Annotated in this window: 16 protein-coding genes and 1 tRNA gene; 8 read left to right on the forward strand and 9 right to left on the reverse strand. The window is 63.8% G+C overall.

From position 1 onward, the window contains the following. Positions 1–17: 17 nt before the first annotated feature. Positions 18–389 carry a hypothetical protein gene (locus AC127K_RS05375; protein WP_483721842.1) on the reverse strand — a complete coding sequence of 124 codons (372 nt, stop codon included), beginning with the start codon at positions 387–389 and terminating at the stop codon, positions 18–20. A 506-nt stretch (positions 390–895) separates the two neighbouring features. On the opposite strand from AC127K_RS05375, the gene AC127K_RS05380 reads away from it, so the two are divergent. Then, positions 896–972: transfer RNA gene (locus AC127K_RS05380), tRNA-Asn, on the forward strand. Positions 973–1,239: 267 nt separating this feature from the next. On the opposite strand, the gene AC127K_RS05385 is transcribed toward AC127K_RS05380, so the two are convergent. Beyond that, entirely contained in the window at positions 1,240–2,529 is a 1,290-nt protein-coding gene (locus AC127K_RS05385) for an MATE family efflux transporter (protein ID WP_483721843.1), read from the reverse strand. 611 nt (positions 2,530–3,140) lie between these two features. Continuing rightward, positions 3,141–3,278, reverse strand: a complete 138-nt coding sequence (locus AC127K_RS05390; protein WP_483721845.1) for a hypothetical protein — start codon at positions 3,276–3,278, stop codon at positions 3,141–3,143. A gap of 516 nt (positions 3,279–3,794) precedes the next feature. Between AC127K_RS05390 and AC127K_RS05395 the strand changes: the two genes are divergently transcribed. The 4 genes from AC127K_RS05395 to AC127K_RS05410 all read left to right on the forward strand — a co-directional run bounded on the left by AC127K_RS05395 (position 3,795) and on the right by AC127K_RS05410 (position 12,327). Beyond that, on the forward strand, positions 3,795–8,147 hold the full coding sequence (locus AC127K_RS05395; RefSeq protein WP_483721846.1) for a discoidin domain-containing protein: 4,353 nt from the start codon (positions 3,795–3,797) through the stop codon (positions 8,145–8,147). 185 nt (positions 8,148–8,332) lie between these two features. Then, a complete protein-coding gene (locus AC127K_RS05400; protein WP_483721848.1) occupies positions 8,333–8,755 on the forward strand; it encodes a MarR family winged helix-turn-helix transcriptional regulator in 423 nt (140 codons plus the stop codon). A 16-nt stretch (positions 8,756–8,771) separates the two neighbouring features. After that, positions 8,772–10,517 (forward strand): ABC transporter ATP-binding protein, encoded by a 1,746-nt coding sequence (locus tag AC127K_RS05405; RefSeq protein WP_294542374.1) that lies wholly within the window; start codon positions 8,772–8,774, stop codon positions 10,515–10,517. Beyond that, a complete protein-coding gene (locus tag AC127K_RS05410) occupies positions 10,501–12,327 on the forward strand; it encodes an ABC transporter ATP-binding protein (RefSeq protein ID WP_483721849.1) in 1,827 nt (608 codons plus the stop codon). The genes AC127K_RS05405 and AC127K_RS05410 overlap by 17 nt, the downstream gene beginning before the upstream one ends. A gap of 3 nt (positions 12,328–12,330) precedes the next feature. On the opposite strand, the gene AC127K_RS05415 is transcribed toward AC127K_RS05410, so the two are convergent. Then, positions 12,331–13,347: a SpoIID/LytB domain-containing protein gene (locus tag AC127K_RS05415; RefSeq protein ID WP_294542372.1), complete on the reverse strand. Its 1,017-nt coding sequence runs from the start codon at positions 13,345–13,347 to the stop codon at positions 12,331–12,333. 153 nt (positions 13,348–13,500) lie between these two features. On the opposite strand from AC127K_RS05415, the gene AC127K_RS05420 reads away from it, so the two are divergent. Further along, on the forward strand, positions 13,501–14,340 hold the full coding sequence (locus AC127K_RS05420; protein WP_483721850.1) for a hypothetical protein: 840 nt from the start codon (positions 13,501–13,503) through the stop codon (positions 14,338–14,340). A gap of 53 nt (positions 14,341–14,393) precedes the next feature. On the opposite strand, the gene AC127K_RS05425 is transcribed toward AC127K_RS05420, so the two are convergent. Continuing rightward, entirely contained in the window at positions 14,394–15,479 is a 1,086-nt protein-coding gene (locus AC127K_RS05425) for a DUF6709 family protein (protein ID WP_483721851.1), read from the reverse strand. A 60-nt stretch (positions 15,480–15,539) separates the two neighbouring features. Beyond that, complete coding sequence (locus tag AC127K_RS05430) at positions 15,540–16,355, reverse strand: helix-turn-helix domain-containing protein (RefSeq protein WP_483721852.1); 816 nt, start codon at positions 16,353–16,355, stop codon at positions 15,540–15,542. Between the two features lie 122 nt (positions 16,356–16,477). Between AC127K_RS05430 and AC127K_RS05435 the strand changes: the two genes are divergently transcribed. Further along, on the forward strand, positions 16,478–17,590 hold the full coding sequence (locus tag AC127K_RS05435; RefSeq protein WP_483721853.1) for an ABC transporter ATP-binding protein: 1,113 nt from the start codon (positions 16,478–16,480) through the stop codon (positions 17,588–17,590). A gap of 94 nt (positions 17,591–17,684) precedes the next feature. Next, on the forward strand, positions 17,685–19,625 hold the full coding sequence (locus AC127K_RS05440; protein WP_483721854.1) for a PTS fructose transporter subunit IIABC: 1,941 nt from the start codon (positions 17,685–17,687) through the stop codon (positions 19,623–19,625). Between the two features lie 53 nt (positions 19,626–19,678). On the opposite strand, the gene AC127K_RS05445 is transcribed toward AC127K_RS05440, so the two are convergent. Genes AC127K_RS05445 through AC127K_RS05455 form a run of 3 tightly spaced genes read right to left on the reverse strand, consistent with a single transcriptional unit; the run spans position 19,679 to position 23,341 of the window. Then, the gene (locus AC127K_RS05445; RefSeq protein WP_483721855.1) at positions 19,679–21,442 is read right to left on the reverse strand and encodes a hypothetical protein; all 1,764 of its coding nucleotides are present in this window, start codon (positions 21,440–21,442) and stop codon (positions 19,679–19,681) included. Further along, positions 21,442–22,416 carry a glycosyltransferase family 2 protein gene (locus AC127K_RS05450; RefSeq protein ID WP_483721856.1) on the reverse strand — a complete coding sequence of 325 codons (975 nt, stop codon included), beginning with the start codon at positions 22,414–22,416 and terminating at the stop codon, positions 21,442–21,444. The genes AC127K_RS05445 and AC127K_RS05450 overlap by 1 nt, the downstream gene beginning before the upstream one ends. Continuing rightward, entirely contained in the window at positions 22,409–23,341 is a 933-nt protein-coding gene (locus tag AC127K_RS05455; RefSeq protein ID WP_483721857.1) for an NAD-dependent epimerase/dehydratase family protein, read from the reverse strand. The genes AC127K_RS05450 and AC127K_RS05455 overlap by 8 nt, the downstream gene beginning before the upstream one ends. Between the last annotated feature and the right edge of the window lie 10 nt (positions 23,342–23,351).

Consider the following 23,351-nt stretch of genomic DNA (forward strand, 5'->3'; position numbering starts at 1 on the left):
GATTCAGGGCACAGCGGTCATATTCGGGTTCCGGTCAAAGGCGCCGGGACGGGTCCGGCCCGGGCGATGCCCGGTGGCCCGGGGTTCCAGGCTGCGGCATCAAAGGCCGGTGCCCGGGCTGGTTCCCGCAGCACAGGGCTCCGGTCCACCCCCAGGGTGGGACCGAACCAGTAGCTGGTGCGGGGCAGCGCAGTTTCGGAGGTACGGCTGGTAGCCATGGTGATGGAGTCGGCGGGCGCCTGTGCCGGTTCGGACACCGTGCACAGCAGGGCGGTGCGTGCCACCGCGCCTACCGCGGCACGAAGCCAGACCAGACCGGCCCCTGCCAGACAGCAGGCCGCCAGCAGAACAGAGCTCAGTCCCATGGCAAGATGCAGATGTCGTTTCATCTTGTACACCCCTCCCGTTTTGTACAGCCGCCCCCACGGCGGGGATGCGGCGAATCTGTTGTCGGTCGGGTCCGTCCCGGTCTCATGACGGCGTAAAGACGCATGGCGTCGGGCCCGGGGCCCCTGCGGCCGTCTGCGGGGAAAGCGCTGTCCTGTTCGTCAGGTTCCGTTCCCGGCCTCCTGGGCCCGGGTGTGGTGTGCGCTCTTCCCCGCGCGGCTGCGCGCCCCGCGGGCATATGTATCCGTCTGTTCCGGGCCGGCGCCGGTCTTTCCTTTGCGCCGCCGGACCCCGGGCTGCCGCTTTCCCGGCAGCCCCGCGGGTTTCGCCCCGCATGATGAGTATAGCCGCCCCGGGATGCAAAAGTTGCAAAAGTGTGTCGGGGCGTAAAAAACTTTTTGAACTTCCGGAAAGTTTTCCCGCCGGAAAAAAAGTTTTCATTTTTTTGAAAATATCCCTTGACAAATTCCACTTCCCGCAGTATACTTATCAACGCTGATTCAAATATTGCCCCATAGCTCAGTTGGTTAGAGCACCTGACTGTTAATCAGGGTGTCGTCCGTTCAAGTCGGACTGGGGCAGCCAACAAGCGATAGAACTTTTACGTTCTATCGCTTTTTTTGTTTTTTCTGGCTTTTGCTCATCCGGATAACGCCCTAAATAAAACGCCAAATTCGGCGAAGCCCCGGGCCAATGATTTCTGATCCCACAGACCGGCCACAGAAAGAGGCGGCGAAGGAACACGCCTTCGCCGCCTCTGTTTTTGTGATCAGTCAGCCCAGTGGGAATCCCGGAAAATGGCCCGTCCCACCCCGATCAGGTCGGCAGCTCCTTTCTTTCGGAATAATCATGTTACAGACGGACGGACCGGGAATCCAGTTTTCTCAGTTCCAGGAACCCCAGGGTCAAAGCCAGCACAAAGGCACAGGCATCTCCCACCGGGCCGGCCCACAGAGCGCCCTTCACCCCCAGGAAACGGGGCAGGATCACCAGTGCCGGCAGCAAAAACAACACCTGACGGGACAGCGATACCAGGGTAGCCTGCACCGGCTTGCCGATGGCCTGGAAAAAGACACCGGTGCACAGCTGGAATCCATTCAGGGCGATCAGCAGGAGGAAAATTTTCAGACTTTTCACGGCAAATTCCCGATAAAGTTCTGATTCCGACCCGAAGATGCTGATAATGGTCTCCGGGAACAGCTGGAAAATGGCCGTGCCCAGCGCCATCACCGCTGTAGAGCAGCCCACGGCCAGAAAATAGGTTTTTCTGGCCCGGGCCATCTTCCCGGCCCCGTAATTGTAACCGATGATGGGTTGGGAACCCACGGCAATGCCGATGACAATACCGGTGATGATCTGGTTGATCTTCATGGTAATGCCGAGGGTGGTCATGGGGATTTCCGAACCGTACCGGGAATCAGCACCGTATTTGACCAGCACATTGTTCATCACTGCAATGACAATGGTGGCGGCCAGCTGCAGGAAGAAGCTGGAAACGCCCAGATTGCACAGTTTCAGGCAGAGCTTTCCTTGTGGAATCAAGCATTTCCGGGTAAGGCGGACAGACCGGAACCTGCGCAAATAGACCACCGTCAGAATACTGGATACGATCTGGCCCAGCACCGTTGCGATGGCCGCGCCGGTCACTCCCATATGAAAGACAAAGATAAAGATCGGGTCCAGAATGGTATTCAGAATGGCTCCGCTGAGGGTGGCCATCATGGCATAGACCGGGCTGCCGTCCGCCCGTACCACCGAATTGAATCCCATGCTGAACATATAAAATGGGAACCCCAGCACGATGACTGACCCGTACTCCAGCGCATAGGGCAGAATGGTCTCGGTGGCGCCGAAGAGGACACACAGTGACTGCAGCCATACGAAAGAACCCACCGTGAGGGCCACGCTCACGATTATGGTAAGAGTGAGGGCATTTCCCACTCCCTGCGCCGCATTTTTCAGTTCCTTCTGCCCGAGGCAAAGGCTGAAATAGGCGGTGGCACCGTCCCCGATCATCAACCCCAGTGCCAGTGCTATGACGGTAATGGGCAAAATGACGTTGGTGGCACCATTGCCCAGATCCCCCACCCCACGACCGATAAAAATTTGATCCACGATATTATACAGAGTACTGACCACCATGGAAATGATGCTGGGGATTGCGAAAGTCCGCAGCAACCGTCCAATGGGAGCAGAGCCCAGCGATTGGCGCTCCGGCTGCCCCCCTCCGGGTCAAAATGCGCGGAGGGCAGATCGGTGATGCGCAGACAGCGGACATCCGGGCACGGAGAGAAATCGTTGCCGATCCGCTGTCCGGTATCCGCCAACTCGCCTGCCGGCACAGGCAGGATCCTTCCGGCGGGGTGTCCGGCCGGAGGATTTCTTCCTTTTGCCGGAGGACTTCCAGAAAAATATCGGTCCTAATCTTTGCACCTTTCTTCTCGGCAATCAAACCGATGGGAAAGGTGAAAGCCGGCAGCAGCCCCGGAGACTGCCCATGGAGAAAAATCCGCAGGCCCGGTTTCCCCATTTCCGGCTCGGCCCCCGTCGCCTTTTTTGCGTTTCTGCCGCTCTTGTTCCCTGCCCCGTACACAAAAAAGGGCGGAACGAGTGGGGGGGCTCGTTCCGTCCTTCTCTTTATATAGAACCGTTGGGGGAAAAGGGATGGGTGCTTCTCAGATCTCGTTCCGTTCCATCATTCTCCGCAGCATCTTCCGCTCGCATATGCGCAGGGCTTCCCCGTCGTCCAGCGGCTAAAACAGGTATTCCAGCTGATCCTCTGTGAATCCCTGCTTCTGCAATCTGCGATAAACGTTCTCCAGCCTGCACATCAGTTCCGCCTTGGTACAGTGTCTGCTGACCGGCAGCTTGTTCTGCTTGTGTGTTGCCATCCGGGTGTACCTCCTTTCCTCTGTATTTCGTAAGGCCCTTCCGATACTGGCAGTATACTCCCTTTCGGGCCCTCCGTCCATTGGTAAACCGACGAATTTTTACGATGCACCAACGTTTTACAGCACCCGGACGCCGCAGTCCTGCGTCAGACGTTCCGGTTTGCGTGCAGGACGTGTTCCCTGGCATGGCAGGACGTATGCCGTTGTGCATTTTGCCTTGTGCATTTTGAAAAAAATTGCCGGGTCCGTTTCTTTGTGTTCAGGCGGACTCTCTCCAACTTGCCCAGGAAAGCTCTCTTCCCGCCCCGGTTTTTGGTCACAACCAAAAAAATTGTTGCGCAGGCAATTGACGCTTTATGACTATTGTGATAAGATGCATCAATATCACAAAACAGGCAGCAAAATATTCCCGGATAATCCGCCCAAATGCGAAATTTTTTCCGTTTTTTGAGCGGCTTTTCTTTTGCCCTCGGGAGGCCTGTTCGGGGTATAAAAAGGAATCACGAAAGGGTCAAGATGAGAATGAAGAGAACCTTTGCGGGCATGCTGGCGGCGATGCTGGCATGCGCCATGATGGCGGCGCCGGTGCGCGCGGCCTACGACGCCTCTGCCGACACCGGCGCCGAAACGGTGCCCGCAGAGCAGGAGGCACAGGACGAGGGGGAACTGCCCGCCCTGGACGAAGAGTCGGTGGTGGACGCCGACGAGATGGCCGGTGCCGCCGGACTGAACCCGGAGGAGATGCAGGACGACTTTTCCGCCCTGTGGGGGGTGACCGGTCCCACCTGGGAGGAGGACACCGCCGATGAGGTGGACGGCATCGCCCTGTTTGGCGAGGAGGCCGCCGACGAGACCGACGGCACCCCGGATTACGTCTTCCTGTCCGACCGGGCCTACGAACCCGGTTCCAAGGCGGGCCACGGCAGCCTGATGCAGAACCTGGCCCCCAACGGCAAGACCATCCAGCTGCTGGTGAACGGCACCCCCACCGAGTTTGAAAAAGGCATGGGCGCCCACGCCACCTCCACCCTGATCTACGACATCGGGGAGCTGAAGGATACCTATCCTCTGCTGTCCCTGTACGCCGGTGTGGACTACAGCCAGAACGGCAAGGGCAACGGCGTGTGGTTCACCGTGTCCGGCTCCAACGACCTGGACGGCGAGTGGACCGAACTGAAACGCACCGGCGTGCTGACCCCCGGCGAGAACGCCGAGTATCTGTGCATCCCGGTGGGCGAATACCGGTACATCCGGCTGTACGCCAACGACAACGGCGCCACCGGCAACGACCACGCGGTGTACGGCGACCTGCGCCTGCTCAAGGAAGGCTACGACATCCGCAGCGAACTGTACACCGGCTTCAAGACACTGGAAGAGTACGACGCCGCGCTGTCCCTGAATTCGGTGGAGGACAACTATTCCCTGCACCGTCAGGAGATCCTGGAGCGGGCCTTTGTGGCCCGGGTGGGCTACCAGTCCATCCAGAACGCGGTGAAGGCCCAGCCCAACGTGAAGGACGCCCTGGACTGGCTGCGGGGGGATGTGGACTCGCTGCAGCTGTTCCTGGAAGCGGGCAACCTGTACAACGGCTCCGGCTACAAGACCCTGACCGCCCTGGGCAATCTGTACGCCGCAGCCAAAAACGACATCGGCGACGAGGGCGACGCCCTGGTGTATAAAAAGATGATGCTGGCCACCGCCGTGGCCTACTGCAAGACCATCGTCACCTACATGGTGGGCTTCGGCGGCAACGCCTACCCCTCCGACCCGGTGGTCAAGTACACCACCTTCAAGAAGCTGTACGATGAAGGCTACTTTGTGCGCAAGGATGAGTTCAAGACCTATCCCATGGAACTGGTGCGCTACGTCATGGACTCCAAGACCGAGGACGCCGAGATCCTGTGGCTGCGGGAATATGTGGAAAGCAAATATCCCGACAACCTGACCAAGCGGCTGAACCCCTACACCTTTGTGCGCTACTACAACATCAGCTACAGTCAGGCCAAGTTCTATGATCCGGCCCAAAAGGACAGCTGGGACGCCAAATATGATTTCCTCCGCTACGGCGTGACCTACGGGGCCAAGGATTACTTCCACCTGTGGATGATGATGGAGGTGGGCGGCATCTGCTGGGGTATTTCCGGCATGGGGCTGTCCATCAACGAGACCCACGGCATCCCCGCCGTGAACACCTACCAGCCCAGCCATGAGGCGTACCTGCTCTACACCCAGAACGAAAAGGGCGAAGGCATCTGGAGCATCTGGAACAACATCTCCGGCTGGGCTTCCTCCTACACCCGCTGGGGCTGGAACACCGGCGCCGAGGCCCGCATCCTGCTGGGCTGGGGCCAGATGGACTACAACAAGGTGGACGGGGGCAACAACACCTCCTACATCCTGCTGTCCCAGGCGGCCCTGAACCGGTACGACCAGTTCCTGCAGTCCTGGCTGTACAAGATGGTGGCGGACGTCTATCCCGCCGGCAGCGACAAGCACGAGCAGGCCCTGGACCGCTCTCTGGAATGCCTGGACCTGAACCTGGACGCTTTGTACGGCAAGGTCAAGTCCTACCGCGCCGACCCCGATACCACCGAGGCGGAATGGGCCGACCTGGCCCGCCTGGTCATCAGGACCTACACCTACTACCCCGCCCCCATGGTGGACCTGCTGGGCCAGATCACCAAGCACATTTCCACCGGTTCGGTGCTGGTGGAGCTGAACACCATGAAGACCAACGCCCTGAAGCAGGCGGCCGCCGCCACCGCCAGCGAGAGCCTGCAGCCCGACGCCTGCCGCGCCGTGGCCAACTCTCTGCTGGGTTCCGACAGCGTGGAACTGGCCACCTTCTCCTTTGGCGGGGACAACGCCGGCTGCGTGGTGCTGGACCCCAGCTACGACACCTATGAACTGATGGTCCGCGTCTCCCTGGACGGCGGCCACAACTGGGAGAAGTTCACCGCCGCCGACGGCTCCGAGATTGAGTACACCCCGGAGCACAAGATCCAGCTGACCCCGGACCAGATCGAGCGCATCACCGCCGACACCGACATCAAGGTGGGTCTGACCGGCACCAACGTGAACCACATCATCGACATCAAGGCGGGCAAGACCCTGACGGCCAAGACCCTGTACGCCAACGATGATGAAAACCTGCTCATCGGGGACACCAACGCCCTGGAATACAGCACCGACGGCGGCGCCCACTGGGCCGACTATCCCGGCGGGCTGGACAGCACCGTGCGCTTTACCGGCAACGCCGCCGTGACCGTGCGCTACAAGGCCCACGGCGTCTACCTGCAGAGCTCCGAATACACCTACCACTTCACCCCCGAAAGCTACGAGGAAGGCCGGCAATACCTGCCCCTGCGGTATGTGACCATGGAGGGCTACTCCAGCCAGAACAGCACCAGCGCCGATCACGCTGCCAAGAACTTCATCGACGGCAGCGCCTACACCGCCTGGCACACCAAGTTCAACACCTTCGACACCGGCAAGTATTACATTGTCAGGTTCGACAAGGTCCGGGCCATCACCCGGCTGACCTACCTGCCCGGGGGCAAGAACGGCCGTCTGAAGGACGGCACCGTTTATGTGAGCATGGACGGGCAGGACTGGACGCCGGTGAAGACCTTCACCGATCTGGCCAACGACGAGAGCCTCAAGACCATCGACATCGACCAGCCGGTGCAGGGCCGCTACCTGAAGATCGTGGCCACCTCCACCTACTACAACAATGCCGGGGAGAAGGACATGTACTTCAGCGGCAAGATGCTGAACTTCTACGAGGACCAGGCCCTGGTCATCGACCTGCCCGCGGAGATCACCTACGAGCCCCAGGAACCCACCCAGGGCAACGTCACCGCCACCCTGGTGCTGCCCGACGGCTGTCGCGCCGACGAGACCAGCTACGAGTTCACCGACAATGACACCCACACCTTTGTGTATTACGACTCCCTGGGCCGGGAGCAGACCATCGACGCCACCGTCAGCTGGATCGACCGCACCCCGCCCACGGCCGTCATCCTCTACTCCCCCGCCGACTGGACCAACGGCAGCGTGACCGCCACCGTACAGGCCGACGAGGAGGTGACCTTCCTGGATGATTCGGAAGGCACCCACACCTTTACCGACAACGAGAGCTACACCTTCCGGATGGTGGACGCCGCCGGCAACGAGGGCGAAGTGGAGGCGGAAGTGACCTGGATCGACAGGACCAAGCCTGCCGAAGCCGACCTGCTCACCGTTGTCACCGAGGACGGGAGCTCTACCGTCACCCTGAACATTGACCCCGCCGCCGTGGAGGTGCTGAGCCTGAACGGCGAAGCCACCGACAGCAACGTGCTGGCCGCCAGCGAGAACGGCCTGTACACCTTCCGCCTGCGCCTGCGGGACACCGGCTACGAGTTCGAGTACACCGTGCGGGTGGACTGGCTGGCCGGGGACATTCCCGAACCCACCCAGACTCCCGCGCCCACCCAGGCGCCCGCCCCGGACACCCAGGGCAATGTGGTGACCGTCCACTCGGAGGAGGAACCGACGGCCACCCCGGCCCCCACGCCGGTCCTGCCCGCCCTGCCCGCGGCCACCCAGGCGCCTGCCGCCACCAAGGCCCCCGCAGCCACGGCCAGACCCACCGCCACGCCGGAGCCTTCCCCCACACCGGAACCCACCGTGCCCCCGGCTCCCACGGCGGCGCCGGAAACTTCTGCCGAGCCCCAGGCCCCGCAGAACGACGCCGCCCCCAAACCGGCCCCCGGCACCAAGACGGTGCACCGCTGGCCCCTGGTGGCCCTGGGCGCCGGCCTGCTGGCTGCCGCCAGCATCATCGGTGCGGTGGTGCTGATCCCCCGCGGCCGGAAATACCGCTGAGTTTTCCACCGGATGCCCCCTATTTGTTGAAAAGCCGCCGCAGCGCTTGGCACGCTGCGGCGGCTTTTTGCTGCCCGGGTCTTGATTCTGCCGGAGGGCTGGCATATAATGGGGACGCGATTCATTGATATATCAATTAGTGATGCATCAACGGTCTGGTGCGTCACCCGCAAGGGAGTGTGTCTATGTCCTATCCCATCCATACCTTACTCATCCGCACCGCCCACCGGCAGCAGAATGCCCTGCGCCCCGCCCTGGGAGAGCTGGGGCTTTCCACCGGGCAGCCCAAGGTGCTGCGGTGTCTGGCCGCCCAGGGGCCCTGTTCCCAGCGGGAGCTGGCCGACCGGTGCGATGTGGACCCCGCCGCCATCTGCCGCCTGCTGGACGGCATGGAGCGCGGGGGGCTGCTGGAGCGCCGCCCCAGCAAGGCCGACCGCCGCACCGGGGAGGTCCATCTGACCGAAAAGGGCCGCACCGCCCTGCAGGCCTGGGAGGAGCGCTGCCTTTCCTTCGAGAGCCGGATGCTGGACGGCTTTTCGGAGCAGGAGAAGGCCCTGCTGCGGGATTTTCTGGAACGGGCCTACCGCAACGTGGGCGGCAAGCTGTGAACGGAGGGGTGCTTGTATGAAGGATCTGAAATATATCTTTGCCTATCTGCGCCCCTGCCGCCGCCAGGTAGCCGCCGCCGTGGGGCTGGTGTTCATCGAGTGCATCTTTGAGATGAGCATTCCCATGCTCATGACCGGCCTGGTGGACGTGGGGGTGGCCAACCGGGACGTGCCCTACATGCTGGGCCAGGGCGGCAAGATGGTGCTGTGCGCTCTGCTGGCCCTGGTCACCGGGCTGCTGTACGCCCGGTATGCCGCCCGGGCGGCCTACGGCTTCGGGGCCGAGCTGCGTCTGGCGGAGTACCGCAAGGTGCAGGAATTCGACTTTTCCAACCTGGACCGGTTTTCCACCTCCTCCCTGGTGACCCGCATGACCACCGATGTGACCGTCATGCAGAACGCCGTCACCAGCGGGCTGCGGCCGCTGGTGCGCAGCCCGGTCATGCTGTTCATGGGGGTAGGCATGTCCTTTCTGCTCAACCCCTCCCTGTCGGTGGTCTTCTTTGTGGCGGCCCCGGTGCTGGGCATCGCCATGGCCTTTCTGGTCACCCGCATCGGACCGCTGTATGTGCGCCAGCAGACCGCCGTGGACCATCTGAACGGCCGCATCCAGGAAAGCCTCACCGCCATCCGGGCCATCAAGGCCTTTGTGCGGGGCGAACACGAGGACGAAGCCTTTGACCGGGTGAACCGGGAACTGACCGGCGCCAGCGTGGACACCTTCCGCCACGCGGCGCTGAACCAGCCGGTGTTCCAGGTGGTCATGTACACGGCGGTGGTCTGCATCATGTGGTTCGGCGGCCGGTTCATCCTGGTGGGCAGCATGACGGTGGGCGAACTCACCGCCTTCCTGAGCTATGTGCTGCAGGTCATGAACTCGGTGATGATGATCTCCAACGTCTTTCTGCTGCTGACCCGGTCCCTGGCCAGCGCCCACCGCATCCGGGAGGTGCTGGAGGAGCGCCCCGCCCTGGACGAGCCGGAAGCGCCCCTGATGACCGTGCCCGACGGCCGTATCCAGTTCCGGGACGTGACCTTCCGCTACGCCGAGGGCACCGGCCGCCCCGCTTTGTCGGACATTGACCTGACCATCCCCGCCGGGGCCACGGTGGGCATCATCGGCGGCACGGGGTCGGCCAAGACCACCCTGGTGCAGCTGATCCCCCGCCTGTACGACGCCACCCAGGGCACCGTTCTGGTAGGCGGGCAGGACGTGCGCCGGTACGATCTGGCCGCCCTGCGGGACGCGGTGGGCATCGTGCTGCAGAAAAACCTGCTGTTCTCCGGCACCATCCGGGACAATCTGCGCTGGGGCAACCCGGACGCCGACGACGAAGCCCTGTGGACCGCCTGCCGGCAGGCCTGCGCCGATGAGTTCCTGGAGCGGATGCCCGCCGGACTGGACACCGACCTGGGCCAGGGGGGTGTGAACGTTTCGGGCGGGCAGAAGCAGCGGCTGTGCATCGCCCGCACCCTGCTCAAGCATCCCAAGGTGCTGATCTTTGACGACTCCACCAGCGCGGTGGACACCGCCACCGAGGCCCGCATCCGCAAGGCCCTGACCGCCCTGCCCGATGTGACCAAGATCATCATTGCCCAGCGCATCACCTCGGTGATGGAAGCGGACATGATCGTGATCCTGAAAGACGGCACCATCCACGCCGTGGGCACCCACCAGGACCTGCTGGCCCGGGACGAAATCTATCAGGAGATCTATGCATCCCAGATGAAAGGAGGGGACGGCCATGGCCAAGCCCTTTAACGGACGCCGCCCGCAGAACCTGCGGCGCACCTTGCAGCAGTTTGGCCGGTATCTGGGCCGGCACAAGGTGCTGCTGGTGCTGGTGGGCATCCTGGCGGCCATGAGCGCCGCCGCCAACCTGCTGGGCACCTACATGATCAAGCCCATCGTGAACCAGATCACCGACACCGGCAGCCTGTCCGGTCTGGTGGCGGGGGTAAGCATCGCCGCGGCCATCTACGCCGTGGGCGCCCTGTCCACCTTCGGCTACACCCAGATCATGGTGCAGGCCGCCCAGAAGGTCCTCAGCGACATCCGCCGGGACCTGTTCGCCCATCTGCAGACCCTGCCCCTGCCCTTCTTCGACGCCCAGCGCAAGGGCAACCTGATGAGCCTGTTCACCAACGACGTGGACACCCTCTCGGATGCGCTGAACAACAGCTTTGCCATGCTCATCCAGAGCTTTGTGCAGGTGGCGGGCACCCTGATCCTGCTCTTTGTGCTCAGCTGGCAGCTTTCCCTGCTGGTGATCGTGGGGTACGGGGCCATGTTCCTGTACATCCGGTACAGCACAAAACGCAGCCGCCAGTATTTCAGCCAGCAGCAGGCCAGCCTGGGCGAGCTGGACGCCTACATCGAGGAGATGGTCACCGGCCAGAAGGTGGTCAAGGTGTTCAACCACGAGCAGGCCAACCTGGACGGCTTCATCCGCCGCAATGAAAAACTGCGGGCCGCCGGCACCGGCGCCCAGACCTATGCGGGCACCATGGTCCCGGCGGTGGTCAGCATCGCCTACCTGAACTATGCGGTCATCACGGTGGTGGGCGGCATCCTGGTCATGCTGGGCCGCACCGACCTGGGCAGTCTGGCCAGCTATCTGGTGTTCGTGCGCCAGTCCAGCATGCCCATCAACCAGCTGACCCAGCAGAGCAACCTGCTGCTGGCCGCCATGGCCGGTGCGGAGCGCATCTTCAGCGCCATGAACGAAAAGCCGGAGATCGACGAAGGCACGGTGGAGCTGGTGGACCTGCGCCCCCAGGGCGGCAGCGGCTGGGCCTGGCGGGATTCCACCCACCCGGATGCGCCGCTGGTTCCCCTGCGGGGGGATGTGCGGTTTGAGGAGGTCAGCTTCGGGTATGAGCCGGGGCAGACCATCCTGGAAGACCTGAACCTGTACGCCAAGCCCGGGCAGAAGATCGCCTTTGTGGGCTCCACCGGCGCGGGCAAGACCACCATCACCAACCTGATCAACCGGTTCTATGAGGTGAACAAGGGCCGCATCACCTACGACGGCATCGACGTGCGCCGCATCCGCAAGGACGACCTGCGCCACAGCCTGGGCATGGTCTTGCAGGACACCCACCTGTTCACCGGCACGGTGGCGGACAACATCCGGTTCGGCAAGCTGGACGCCACCCAAGAGGAGATCGAGGCGGCGGCGAAGATCGCCAACGCCGACTCCTTCATCCGCCGCCTGCCCCACGGCTACGAGACCATGATCACCGGGGACGGGGCCAACCTGAGCCAGGGGCAGCGGCAGCTGCTGGCCATTGCCCGGGCCGCCGTGGCCGACCCGCCGGTGCTGATCCTGGACGAAGCCACCTCCTCCATCGACACCCGCACCGAGGCCCTGATCGAAAAGGGGATGGACCGGCTGATGGAGGGGCGCACCGTCTTTGTCATTGCCCACCGGCTGTCCACCGTGCGCAACGCCAACGCCATCATGGTGCTGGAACACGGGCGGATCGTGGAGCGGGGCAGCCACGAGGAGCTGCTGGCCCTGCACGGGGAATACTACCAGCTGTACAACGGCATGTTCGAGCTTTCCTGAAATTCAGCTCACGGTGCATCCCGGGAAATAGTATTCCAGAATTTTGCGCCAGTCCGCCCCGCCTTCGGCCATGGCTTTGGCGCCGTACTGGCTCAGGCCCACCCCGTGGCCGTAGCCCCGGGTGGTGATGACGAACTGTCCGTTCCTCCAGGCAATGGCAAAGCAGGCGCTGCGCAGGTCCAGAGCACTGCGCACCGCCGTACCCGCGCAGGACACACCGCCGATCTCGATGCTCTGCACATAGCCGGCCTTATCCCACTGGCTGGCACCGATCCAATCTTCGGGGTCACCGTCCAGGGACAGTCCCAGGGAAGCCGCCGCTGCGGCGAACTGGGTATCGCTGTACTGGATGGTGACCTCGTATTCGTCACTGTACTTGTCCCAGGCCGAATCCACCCCGCACAGGTAGGACAGGGCTTCCCCCCATACCTGGCGGCTGTCCTCGGTGTGGCCGCTGCTGATGGCATGGTAGGCGGTCAGGGCGGGGGCCCCCTCATACAGTACCAGGGAATCCGCCGCCTGCTCGGCCAGTTTGGTGAGACGGGCCCAGTTTTCCGCAAAGTCCTCCCCCCACCGGGCGCGCAGGGCGGCCTCATCGGTCCAGCCGCTGGCCAGGGCGCTGTTCACCTGCAGCCAGCCGTCGGTGTCGCTGCCGCCGTGGTCCCGGCTGTACAGGGCATAGGTGTGGCTGGCCACCATCTGGGCAAGAAGGGCGTCATCCGGCCAGGTCAGGGGCATCTCGCTGGCGGCGGCTCCCGCCATGTAATCCACCGGACTTACCGACACCGTACCGCCCGCCGCGCCATCGTACAGCAGGACCGGTTCCCGGGCATCGGTGAGCAGGGGGTCCTCCGGGGCGGAGGTGGCAGCCGGTTCCGGCTGCGAGGGGGCGGCGGTCTCGGCGGTGGCGGACACCGCTGCCGGCACTGACGCCGGGGACCGGGGCAGCGCCAGACACAGGAAGGGGGCCGCGCCCGCCACTGCGGCCAGCACCGCCGCACACACGAAAGTCTGTTTCACAAGGGCACCTCCCGGCGGGGACAACTTGCATTTTGCGGCGCGGCAGGCTACAATAAGGAAACACAGCTGCGGCACCGGGCTTGTCCCGCCCGCTTGTTTCCAGTATATTCATCGGCCGGGGCGGATATGCCCCGCCGGGAAAGGCCGTCTTACATGACCCAAACCAACTCTTCCCCCCATCGTCTGCCATTTTTCCTGATGCTGGGGTTTTGTCTGCTGGCGCTGGCCCTGCGCATAGCAGACCTGGCTTTCTGCACAGACCCGGCCACCGGATTTGTGACCGAAGGCCCGTTCTGGGCCCGCATTGCGGTGCCGGCGGCGGGGGTGGTGCTCAGCTATGCGGCGGCGGGCCGTGTCAACCGGCGGCCCCGGGCCCTGCTGGGGCCCTGCGCCGGCCTGGGCGTCTGCCTGCTGCTGCTCACCGCCGCGCTGGCATGCGGGGCCCTGCTGGGGGTGCCGGAACTGGCCGCCGCCTTTGACCCTCTGCTTCTCATCAGCACCGTGACCGCCCTGCTCTGCGCCCTGTGGTCCCTGCTGTGGGGGGTGCGCGCCTTCGGCCCGCTGGCCGACCCCACCCGCCGGCTGCCCGGTGCCCTCACCGCCCTGCCCGGGGCCCTCTTTTTCCTGTGGCTGATGGTGGAACGCTTCGCCATCGCCCCTGCCTCGGTGATGCGGCTGGGCAGTACCCTGCGGGTGCTGAGCAGCGCCGCCGCCCTGCTCTTTCTGGCCATGGTGCTGCGGGTTTTCCTGACCCCGGGCCTGCCGGTGGGCCACGCGGTGTTTGCCGGGGGGATGATCGCCTTTCTGGTGTGCACCTGCCACGAACTGCCCCAGGCTGTCTTTGAGTTCTGGTGGGGCCGGTCCGGCCCTGCCGATCTGGCCACAGGCCTTGCCATGGGCCTTTGGGGCATCACCGGGCTGGTGTGCGCCTGGTATGCCGCCGGCGCGGGACTGCCCCTGCCCCCGGACCACAACTTCTACGCCAGAAAATAAGGTTTTTGCCATGAAAAAAGCCCTGCCGCTGATGCGGCAGGGCATTTTTTTGTTCACGGTTCCTGCGGGGCCCCCGGCCGGCAGACCGGCCCGAACCCGGCCGGGTCCCGGCGGTAGGCCTGTTCCCGTTCGGGGCTGTACCCGAAAACGGTCCCGGGCAGCACCGGCACAAGCTGGTCGATGAGCTCCCGTCCGTCCTCCGCGCTTTGCACAAAGATCTCGTGGCAGCGGCGTCCCGGCGGCTCGCTGCGGCTGTAGACCAGCAGCCGGTAAGCGGAGCCATGGCGGACCTGTCTGACCCGGCTGATATAGATCCAGGCCACATCCTCATGCTGCAGCATCCAGCTGCGGGGGCCTTCCAGGTTGATGAGCCATCCGTCCTCGGCGCTCAGCACCCTTTCCCCCTTGCCCAGATGGACCACCGCGTCCAGGATCTGCACCTGTTCCTCCGGGTACGGACGGTTCCGGCAGTAGTCGGTGATCTGCTGCAGGCGGGCGTCCCGCAGGGCCCGGGAAAGGTTCACCCCCGTCAGGGCAAAAAAGGCGATGGCCCCCAGCCCCAGCAGCAGGATGGTGCCGCCGTCCATCCCCCGGACCTTGCCCTGGACCAGCACCAGCGGCAGGAAATTGTCCAGTTCCTCCCCGGACAGCCCGTAAACCTGCTGCAGGTAATCGTAATACAGTTCCCGGGTCTCCTCATCCATGGGCCGGACCCCGCCCCGCACCGTGAGGCTGGACCCGTCCCAGAGGTAGGCTGCGGGGTTGCTGCGCCACAGCCCGGTCTGTTCCAGCACCCTGTCCCCCGCCGGGATCATCCGGGCGGGCACCTGCACCCCGATGAACGTCCGGCCGTCCGACAGCGGCACCAGATATTCCCGGGCGGTGACCGTCTCCCCGCCGATGGCGTCGGTGACCACCGTATCGGCGTACCAGTCCCAGATGGTGTCGATCTCCGCCGCCGCATAGGCGCCTTCCAGCTCCGACGGCGTCATGGCGTACAGGTCCCGCGGTCCCTGCACCAGCTGCCACAGTGCCGGCATCACCGCCGCCGCCAGCCCCAGAGCCGGCAGCAGGGTCAGCAGCAGGACCGGGATGCGGGCGCACAGGATCCGCCGCCGCATGTATCTGAGCGTGTCCATGGGCTGATTCCTCCTTATGGTTTTCAGTGTAGCACAATGCTGCCCCTTTGCCCAGGGGATTCACACATAGATCTCATTGCGGCGGGGCGGCAGGCGCTTGACCTCGGCATGGGGCGCGGCGGCCTCCCGCCAGGCGGCGGGGCTGGTGCCGGTCTCCCGCCGGAAAACCCGGCACAGATAGTTGGCGCCGGAAAATCCGCACAGGCTGGCGATCATTTCCAGGTTGTACTCCCGGTCCAGCAGCAGGAGCTTGGCCGCCTCGATGCGGGTGTGGGTCAGGTATTTCCCGGGAGAAATGCCCATCTCCGCCGAAAACACCCGTACCAGGTGGCACTTGCTCACCCCCAGGGCCTGGGCCAGGTCCTCCACCCCATACAGGGCCATATAATTGTTGCGGATGCTCTCCACCGCCTCCGCCACCAGGGGCGACAGGCGGCGGGGCGGCTCATCGGCGTGGGCCAGGGCGCACAGCAGGGCGTAGGGCGCGGCACCCACGGCCGGGTCCGGGGCGGCGCCGGCCTCCGGGGCGGGGGCGCTGCACAGGCGGGCCAGCTGTTCGGCGGCGGTGGGACAGGCGGCACTGTCCACAAAGCGGGGCGCGGCCAGCCCCTGCAGGAATTCGGTCACCGCCGACCCGTCCAGGCGCAGGCAGAGCAGGTGGCAGGGAGAGAGGGGCCGCAGGGTGATGGCGCCGAACCCCAGCAGGATATCCCCCGAGCTGCCGGTGGTCTGCACGGCGCCGGGGCCTTCCAGGGTACAGCCGCCGCTGGAAAGGACCCCCGTCCACAGCCCCGCCCCGTCCAGCACCAGGGGGTCTTCCCCCTGCAGTTCCCGGGTCTCGCAGGGGCGGCAGCAGCGTGTCCAGTCAAATATCAATTTCTGGCCTCCTATATCAATAAAATGCTATTTCTTTTCCCATTCTAAGCTGATATTATAAGTTTGTCAAGAAAATCAGGCGCCGCAAGGCGTCAATAAAAAAACATTTGGAGGGTACCATCATGGCCAGTATCAGCTGCCGTCATATCTACAAGATCTATCCCGGCAATGTCACCGCCGTCAAGGATTTCAACCTGGAAATCGCTGACAAGGAGTTCATCGTCTTCGTCGGTCCTTCCGGCTGCGGCAAGTCCACCACCCTGCGTATGATCGCCGGTCTGGAAGAAATTTCCAAGGGCGAGATGTACATCGGCGAGCGCCTGATCAACGACGTTCCCCCGAAGGACCGCGACATCGCCATGGTGTTCCAGAACTACGCTCTGTACCCCCACATGACCGTGTACAAGAACATGGCTTTCGGTCTGGAACTGCGCAAGATGCCCAAGGACGAGATCGACAAGCGCGTGCGTGAAGCCGCCAAGATCCTGGAGATCGAACACCTGCTCGACCGTAAGCCGAAGGCTCTGTCCGGCGGTCAGCGTCAGCGTGTTGCCCTGGGCCGCGCCATGGTCCGTAACCCGGCGGTCTTCCTGCTGGACGAACCTCTGTCCAACCTGGACGCCAAGCTGCGTACCTCCATGCGTACCGAGATCATCAAGCTGCACAAGAAGCTGGCCACCACCTTCATCTATGTTACCCATGACCAGACCGAGGCCATGACCATGGGCGACCGCATCGTCGTTATGAAGGACGGCGTCATCCAGCAGGTCGATACCCCGCAGAACCTGTACGATTATCCCTGCAACGTCTTCGTTGCCGGCTTCATCGGCAGCCCGCAGATGAACTTCCTGGACGGCACCCTGAAGAAGAGCGGCGACCAGTACATCATCGACCTGGCCGGCACCGACATTCCTCTGCCCAAGGCCAAGACCGCGGACGGCAAGCTGGACGCTTACGTCGGCAAGACCCTGAAGGTCGGCATCCGTCCCGAAGACATGAAGGATGACGAGGAATTCCTGGCCAAGCATCCCGATACCAAGATCAACGCCGAAGTGGAAGTTTCCGAACTGATGGGCGCTGAGATCTACCTGTACCTGACCTATCAGGGCCAGAACCTGATGGCTCGCGTTGCCCCGACTTCCAAGGCTCGCCGCGGCAGCAAGGTCGTCATGGCCATGGATGCCAACAAGATCCACCTGTTCGATCCCGATACCGAACTGACCATCCTGAACTGATCCGGTATCACAACAGAACCATTTTGAACGGCGGCCCCGCCTATGCGGCTGGGCCGCCGTTTTCGTAAAATCATTTGGAACAGGAAACATCATCATGCGCATCACCGAACTGCTGAGCCCGCAGCGCATTGTGCTGGGGGCCAAAGCGGCCGACAAAGCCGCTGCCATCCACACCCTCACCGAGCTGCTCAACGCCGGAGGCTGCCTGCGTGACGCGGCCCTCTACGAGCGGGAAGTCCTGGACCGGGAAGCCCAGGGTTCCACCGGCGTGGGGGGCGGGGTGGCCATCCCCCATGCCAAAAGTGCCGGCGTGGAAAAGCCCGCCCTGGCCGCCATGACCCTGTGCGAAGACCTGGACTACGGCGCCCTGGACGGCGCCCCGGTGCGGCTGATCTTCCAGATCGCGGTGCCGGACACCGACGCCAACCTGCATGTGGCGGTGCTGGCCGATCTGGCCCGGCTTTTGCTGGAACCGGATTTCTGCACCCAACTGATGGAGGCCCCCACCCCCGAAGCCTTTTTGCAGGTCATTGCCGCCCGGGAGACCCCCGCCGCGGCGGGAGACCCGCCGCCCCACGAGCCGCAGCCGGCCCAGGGGCCCTGCTCGGTGCTGGCGGTGACGGCCTGCCCCATGGGGGTGGCCCACACCTTCATGGCGGCGGAAGCCCTGGAACGTCAGGCGGCTGCCATGGGCATCTCCCTCAAGGTGGAGACCAACGGCGCCGATGGACCCCAGAATGTGCTGACGCCGGCGGAGATCGACGCCGCCAGCTGCATTGTGGTGGCGGCTGACCGCACGGTGGACCTGAACCGGTTTGCCGGCAAGCCGGTGCTCATTGTGCCGGTGGCCGAAGCCCTGCGCCAGCCGGAGGCCCTGCTGCGGCGGGCGGTTTCCGGCGGTGTTCCGGTGATGAATCCCGGCGGCCGGGAGGAGGACAGCTTTTTCCCGCCGCTGTCGGCGGCCCGGGACGGGCTGCGCACCCGGGGCCGCCATGTGTACCAGCACCTGATGAACGGCATCAATCACATGATCCCCTTCGTCACCGGCGGCGGCATCCTGATCGCGCTGGGGTATTTCCTGGACCGGGCCAATGTGGGGGACCTGACCTTCGGCAGCGGCACCTCCCTGTCCTGGCTGGTCACCCAGGTGGGGCAGCTCACCTTCCGCATGATGTATCCCATCATGGCGGGCTTTGTGGGCAGCGCCATGGCCGGTCCGGCCGCCCTGCTGCCCGGTATGATGGGCGGCTATCTGGCCTACCTGGGCATGACCATCGGCCCGGAAAGTGAGTGGATCTCCTCCGGGTTCTGGGGCGCCCTTCTGGCCGGGTTCGTATCCGGCTGGGTCATCCGGGGTCTGCGCAAGCTGTTCAGCCGGTTCCCGGCCGGACTGGACCCCCTCAAAACCACCCTGCTCTACCCTGTACTGGGTCTGACCATCATGGCCCTGTTCATGGTCACCGCCATCAATCCGCCCCTGGGCCACTTCAACGACTGGCTGTACCAGTGCCTGGAATCCATGCGGGGCGGCAGCAGCATCGTTTTGGGAGCTGTGCTGGGCGGCATGATGGCGGTGGATTTCGGCGGGCCTGTGAACAAGGCGGCCTACCTGTTCGGCACCGTCACCCTGGGCGCCGGCCAGGAACGCTTCATGGCTTCGGTCATGCTGGGCGGCATGGTCCCGCCCCTGGGCGTGGCACTGGCCTGCACCCTGTTCCCCAGCCGGTTCAACAAGGCGGAACTGCATTCCTCCCTGATGAACTATCTGCTGGGCGCCTCCTTTGTCACCGAGGGTGCCCTGCCCTTCGCCCTGCGGGACCCGCTGCGGGTGATCCCCAGCTGCATGGCAGGGTCAGCCCTGGCCGGGGCGTTGTCCATGCTCTTCGGGTGCGGTGTACCGGCCCCCCACGGCGGGCTGTACCTGCTGCCCCTGGCAGAGAAGCCCTGGCTGCTGCTGGGCGCCCTGGTCCTGGGTTCCGCCCTGACCGCCGGGATGCTGGCTCTGGTCAAGCACCCGGTAACGGAAGAAAACTGAACACAAACAAAACCACCCCTGGGGGCCCATGCCCGGCAGGGGTGGTTTTTTAATCAGGAAAGAGGAATGTAGCTCAGGGTTCCCTGTTCGCTCACCAGCGGCGCTTCCACACCCGCCGCTTCACACAAGGCGGATTCCAGCGCCTGCCAGTCGGCCTCCTCGTAGCCGTCCCGGTCGATGTAGATGCCTCCCACACCCCGGGCCCGCAGTTCCGCCACCATGGCGGCGGGGTCCAGTTCGCTGGTGGCCTTGTTCCAGATATCGTTTTCGCTGCCGTCCGCCGCGCCGTAGCTCCAGCGCAGGGTGTCGGAATGCAGCACCCCGCGGTAGAGGGTATAGTCGGCCATCTTGTGGACGGGGCCGTTCTCGAAGGATTTCATATAGGGCAGCTGGTAGACCACGGCGTCCGCCCCGGAGGTCGCCTCGATCTGCTGCACAAAGGCGTCGTCACTGGCCCATGTTTCCTGCACGCCGGCGTAATCCGGCCGGAAAAAGCCCTGCTGCTCCCAGAACCCGTACCCGAAGACCAGGGCCAGGCACACCGCTGCCGCCGCCAGCCGTTTTCCCCGCAGGCGGCGCAGCAGTTCTTCCGCACACAGGGCCGCGGCCAGGATGCAGAAAAAGGCGATGTAGGAGCTGATGCGGGTATGTCCCCGGATGAGCCGTACCGCAATGGTGACCAGCGCCCCGAACCCGGAGATGGTGCCCAGCAGCACAGCGGCCAGGTTCAGCCGGGCCAGCAGCCACAGCCGGCCGGAAAGGCTCGGTTTGCGGTCCCACCGGATGCCGGTGAACAGCACCGCCAGCAGCAGCAGGAATCCCAGCACCCCCAGAATGCCCAGGTAGCCCATGGCGTTCTCGTTGAACATGATGCCCTCATCCTTGGCCAGGGTATCCCGGTATTTGGTGATGAGAGCGGCGATCTTGCCGATGCCGTACCCGTTGGGGGACAGGAGCAGGCTGCTGATGCGCATGCCGTAGATATCCCCGCCGATGGTGCCGCGCACCGCCCCGGACGTGACCGAGCCGCCCGCCCCCACCAGGGCGCCGATGACCGCAGGCACAAAGGCCACCGCCACCCAGAAGCCGATCTCCCCCACCGCGATGACGGGGGCCAGCGGTGCCTTCCAGCTGTGCTCCCGCAGCAGCAGGCACAGGGCCGTGATGCACAGCAAAAAGCAGCCGTAGAAGGGATAATAGATCATGCCGTTGTTGGCGATGAGCCAGGCAAACAACAGGGCCAGCCAGTTGCGCCTGTACCGGAAGAAGCCTTTTCCCGGGCGAAGGAACCGGTCGTCCTCCACGCACCAGAAGCAGAGTAGCACCAGCAGCGGGATACATTCACAGGCGGCCAGGCCCATGTGCCCGGCCAGCCGCTGCTGCACATAGGGGCACAGCCCGAAGGTGACCGCCCCCGCCGCCGACACCGTTCCCCGCAGGGAAAGGGCCCGGAACACACAGTAGGCGCTGAGGGTGGTGACCAGGGGGATCACCAGCACATACAGGTTGAACACCAGGGCAAAGTCCCGGGTAAACAGCCCGCAGAACCGGATGAACAGGGTGTACAGCATGCTGTAGTTGGCCTGGTAGGGGGAATCCGGCTCATAGAAGGGCCAGCCGTTGAGGCCGCCCCCCTGCAGCATCTCCTTCACCGACAGAACGCCGGTGACTCCATCCCCGCCGTACAGCAGCGGCACCGACCAGTCTATCCGGGACAGGCCGAAGCTCACATATTCCACCGCCAGGCACACCGCCAGGGCAACGCCCAGCCAGAGAAGATCATCCGCAGGGCTGCGTTTTTGCATGTTCTTGTGCATCAGGTCGTTTCCTCGCACGCTTTGTGAGCGTCATCCTCAAAATTCAGACGTTCTTCCTCCACCACCAGAGGCCGGTTCATGATGCGGGTGTTCATGGCCATGATGTACTCACCCAGAAATCCCATGAAGGCCAGCTGGACGCCGCCCATGAAAAAGACGGCGATCATGGTGGGGGCATACCCGGCGGCGAAGCTCTGCCAGGAAACCAGCTTGGCGATCAGGAAAAACAGGCCGAAGCAGAAGCTGATGAACGCCACCCCGAAGCCGAAGAATTCGGCCACCCGCATGCCCACTTTGGTGTAGCTGGTAAAGCTGAGCATGGCGGCATCGAACAGGCTGTACCAGTTGTTGTGGGTCTTGCCGGCACGGCGGCGGGGCTGTTCGTATTCGATCTCCTTGCGCTCGGGGCCCAGTTCGGCCACGATGCCCCGGATGAAAGGGGTGGGATCATGCAGGTCCCGCAGCGTACGGATGAAGCTCTTGTCGTACAGACCGAAGCCGGTGAACTGCTCGATCATCTCCACGCTGGACATCTTGCGGATGGTCTTGTAGTAACAGCCCCGCAGGAAATAGACCAGGCCGTTCTCCTGGCTCTTGGTCTTTTTGCCGATGACGATCTTGTAGCCCTTTTCCCATTCGGCCACGAACTTGGGGATCATCTCCACCGGGTCCTGGAAGTCGGCACAGATGGTGATGGTACAGTCCCCGCTGGTATGGATCATGCCGTAGTAGGGGCTGTTGAACTGGCCGAAATTCTTGCAGTTGAAGATGGCCTTTACATGCTTGTCCTGGGCGCAGATCTCCCGGATAATGGTCCGGGTCCTGTCCTGGCTCTTGTTGTCGATGAAGAGGATCTCATAATCATACTGGGGCAGGCTTTTCTGCAGCTCGTCCCGCACCGCCTCATAGATGGGGCGGGCGTTTTCCTCCTCGTTGTAGGTCGGGATCATCACCGAGATCACTTTTTTAGCCATGGTTATCCTTCCTCACCCATTCAATGGTTTTGCGGATTCCTTCTGTAAATCCGGTCCGGGGCACAAAGCCGGTGTCCTGCGTCAGGGGGGCAATGTCCGCCTGCAGGTACATGACCTGGTTCGGCCCGTAGGCCACCTGCCCGAATCCCAGGGGCAGGGCGGGATCGATGGCATCCCGCAGGGCCAGGATGTATTCCCGCAGCGGGCGGGCCTGTCCGCTGCCCAGGGGATAGACCGCCCCGTTTTGGCCGCTGCGGGCCATACGGTAAAAGGCCTCGGCGGCGTCGGCGGAGTAGAGGTAATCCCACTTCTGTTCCCCCTGGGTCAAGGGCGGGCATTGTCCGGCCAGCAGAGCCCGGATGGTCCCGGAGATCATGGTGGCGGGGCCGTCGTGGGGCCCGTACACCGAGAGGACCCGGGCCCACACATGGTCCACCCCCAGGGCGGCGGCCTCGGTCCGGCTCATGAGGCCGGCACACAGCTTGGCCATGCCGTAGCCGTTTTCCGGGTTGGCGGGGGTCTCTGGTTCCAGCATGCCTTCCACCCGGCCATACTCCGCCTGACTGCCCGCCCCCACAAAGACCCGGCAGCCCAGGGCGGCGGCCGCCCGCACCGCGTCGATGGTATACCGGATATTGTCGATCTGGGCAGGCATATCATTGCGGCCGGGGCCGATGGTATGGGCCCAGGCAAAGTGGAAGAAGGCATCGGCCTGCCCCACCTTGCGGGGCAGGGAGGCGTAGTCGGCGGCGTCACAGTCCACCTTGTACAGATTCCCGCTTTCCGGCAGGGACGCGGCCCGGGGGCTGCCCGGGCGGCAGACCGCGTACACGGTCAGGCCGTGGTCCAAAAGGCATTGGCACAGCGCCGTGCCGATGGCGCCGGTGGGGCCGGTGACCACGGCGGTTTTCAGGGTACGTTCCATGGCAGGCGCC

The organism is Subdoligranulum sp. DSM 23681, assembly GCF_057005535.1.

Coding starts and splice junctions, on each gene's coding strand:
- AC127K_RS05375 (WP_483721842.1), bottom strand. CDS start 389: ATGAAACGACATCTGCATCTTGCCATGGGACTGAGCTCTGTTCTGCTG.
- AC127K_RS05385 (WP_483721843.1), bottom strand. CDS start 2,529: ATGGTGGTCAGTACTCTGTATAATATCGTGGATCAAATTTTTATCGGT.
- AC127K_RS05390 (WP_483721845.1), bottom strand. CDS start 3,278: ATGGCAACACACAAGCAGAACAAGCTGCCGGTCAGCAGACACTGTACC.
- AC127K_RS05395 (WP_483721846.1), top strand. CDS start 3,795: ATGAGAATGAAGAGAACCTTTGCGGGCATGCTGGCGGCGATGCTGGCA.
- AC127K_RS05400 (WP_483721848.1), top strand. CDS start 8,333: ATGTCCTATCCCATCCATACCTTACTCATCCGCACCGCCCACCGGCAG.
- AC127K_RS05405 (WP_294542374.1), top strand. CDS start 8,772: ATGAAGGATCTGAAATATATCTTTGCCTATCTGCGCCCCTGCCGCCGC.
- AC127K_RS05410 (WP_483721849.1), top strand. CDS start 10,501: ATGGCCAAGCCCTTTAACGGACGCCGCCCGCAGAACCTGCGGCGCACC.
- AC127K_RS05420 (WP_483721850.1), top strand. CDS start 13,501: ATGACCCAAACCAACTCTTCCCCCCATCGTCTGCCATTTTTCCTGATG.
- AC127K_RS05425 (WP_483721851.1), bottom strand. CDS start 15,479: ATGGACACGCTCAGATACATGCGGCGGCGGATCCTGTGCGCCCGCATC.
- AC127K_RS05435 (WP_483721853.1), top strand. CDS start 16,478: ATGGCCAGTATCAGCTGCCGTCATATCTACAAGATCTATCCCGGCAAT.
- AC127K_RS05440 (WP_483721854.1), top strand. CDS start 17,685: ATGCGCATCACCGAACTGCTGAGCCCGCAGCGCATTGTGCTGGGGGCC.
- AC127K_RS05445 (WP_483721855.1), bottom strand. CDS start 21,442: ATGCACAAGAACATGCAAAAACGCAGCCCTGCGGATGATCTTCTCTGG.
- AC127K_RS05450 (WP_483721856.1), bottom strand. CDS start 22,416: ATGGCTAAAAAAGTGATCTCGGTGATGATCCCGACCTACAACGAGGAG.
- AC127K_RS05455 (WP_483721857.1), bottom strand. CDS start 23,341: ATGGAACGTACCCTGAAAACCGCCGTGGTCACCGGCCCCACCGGCGCC.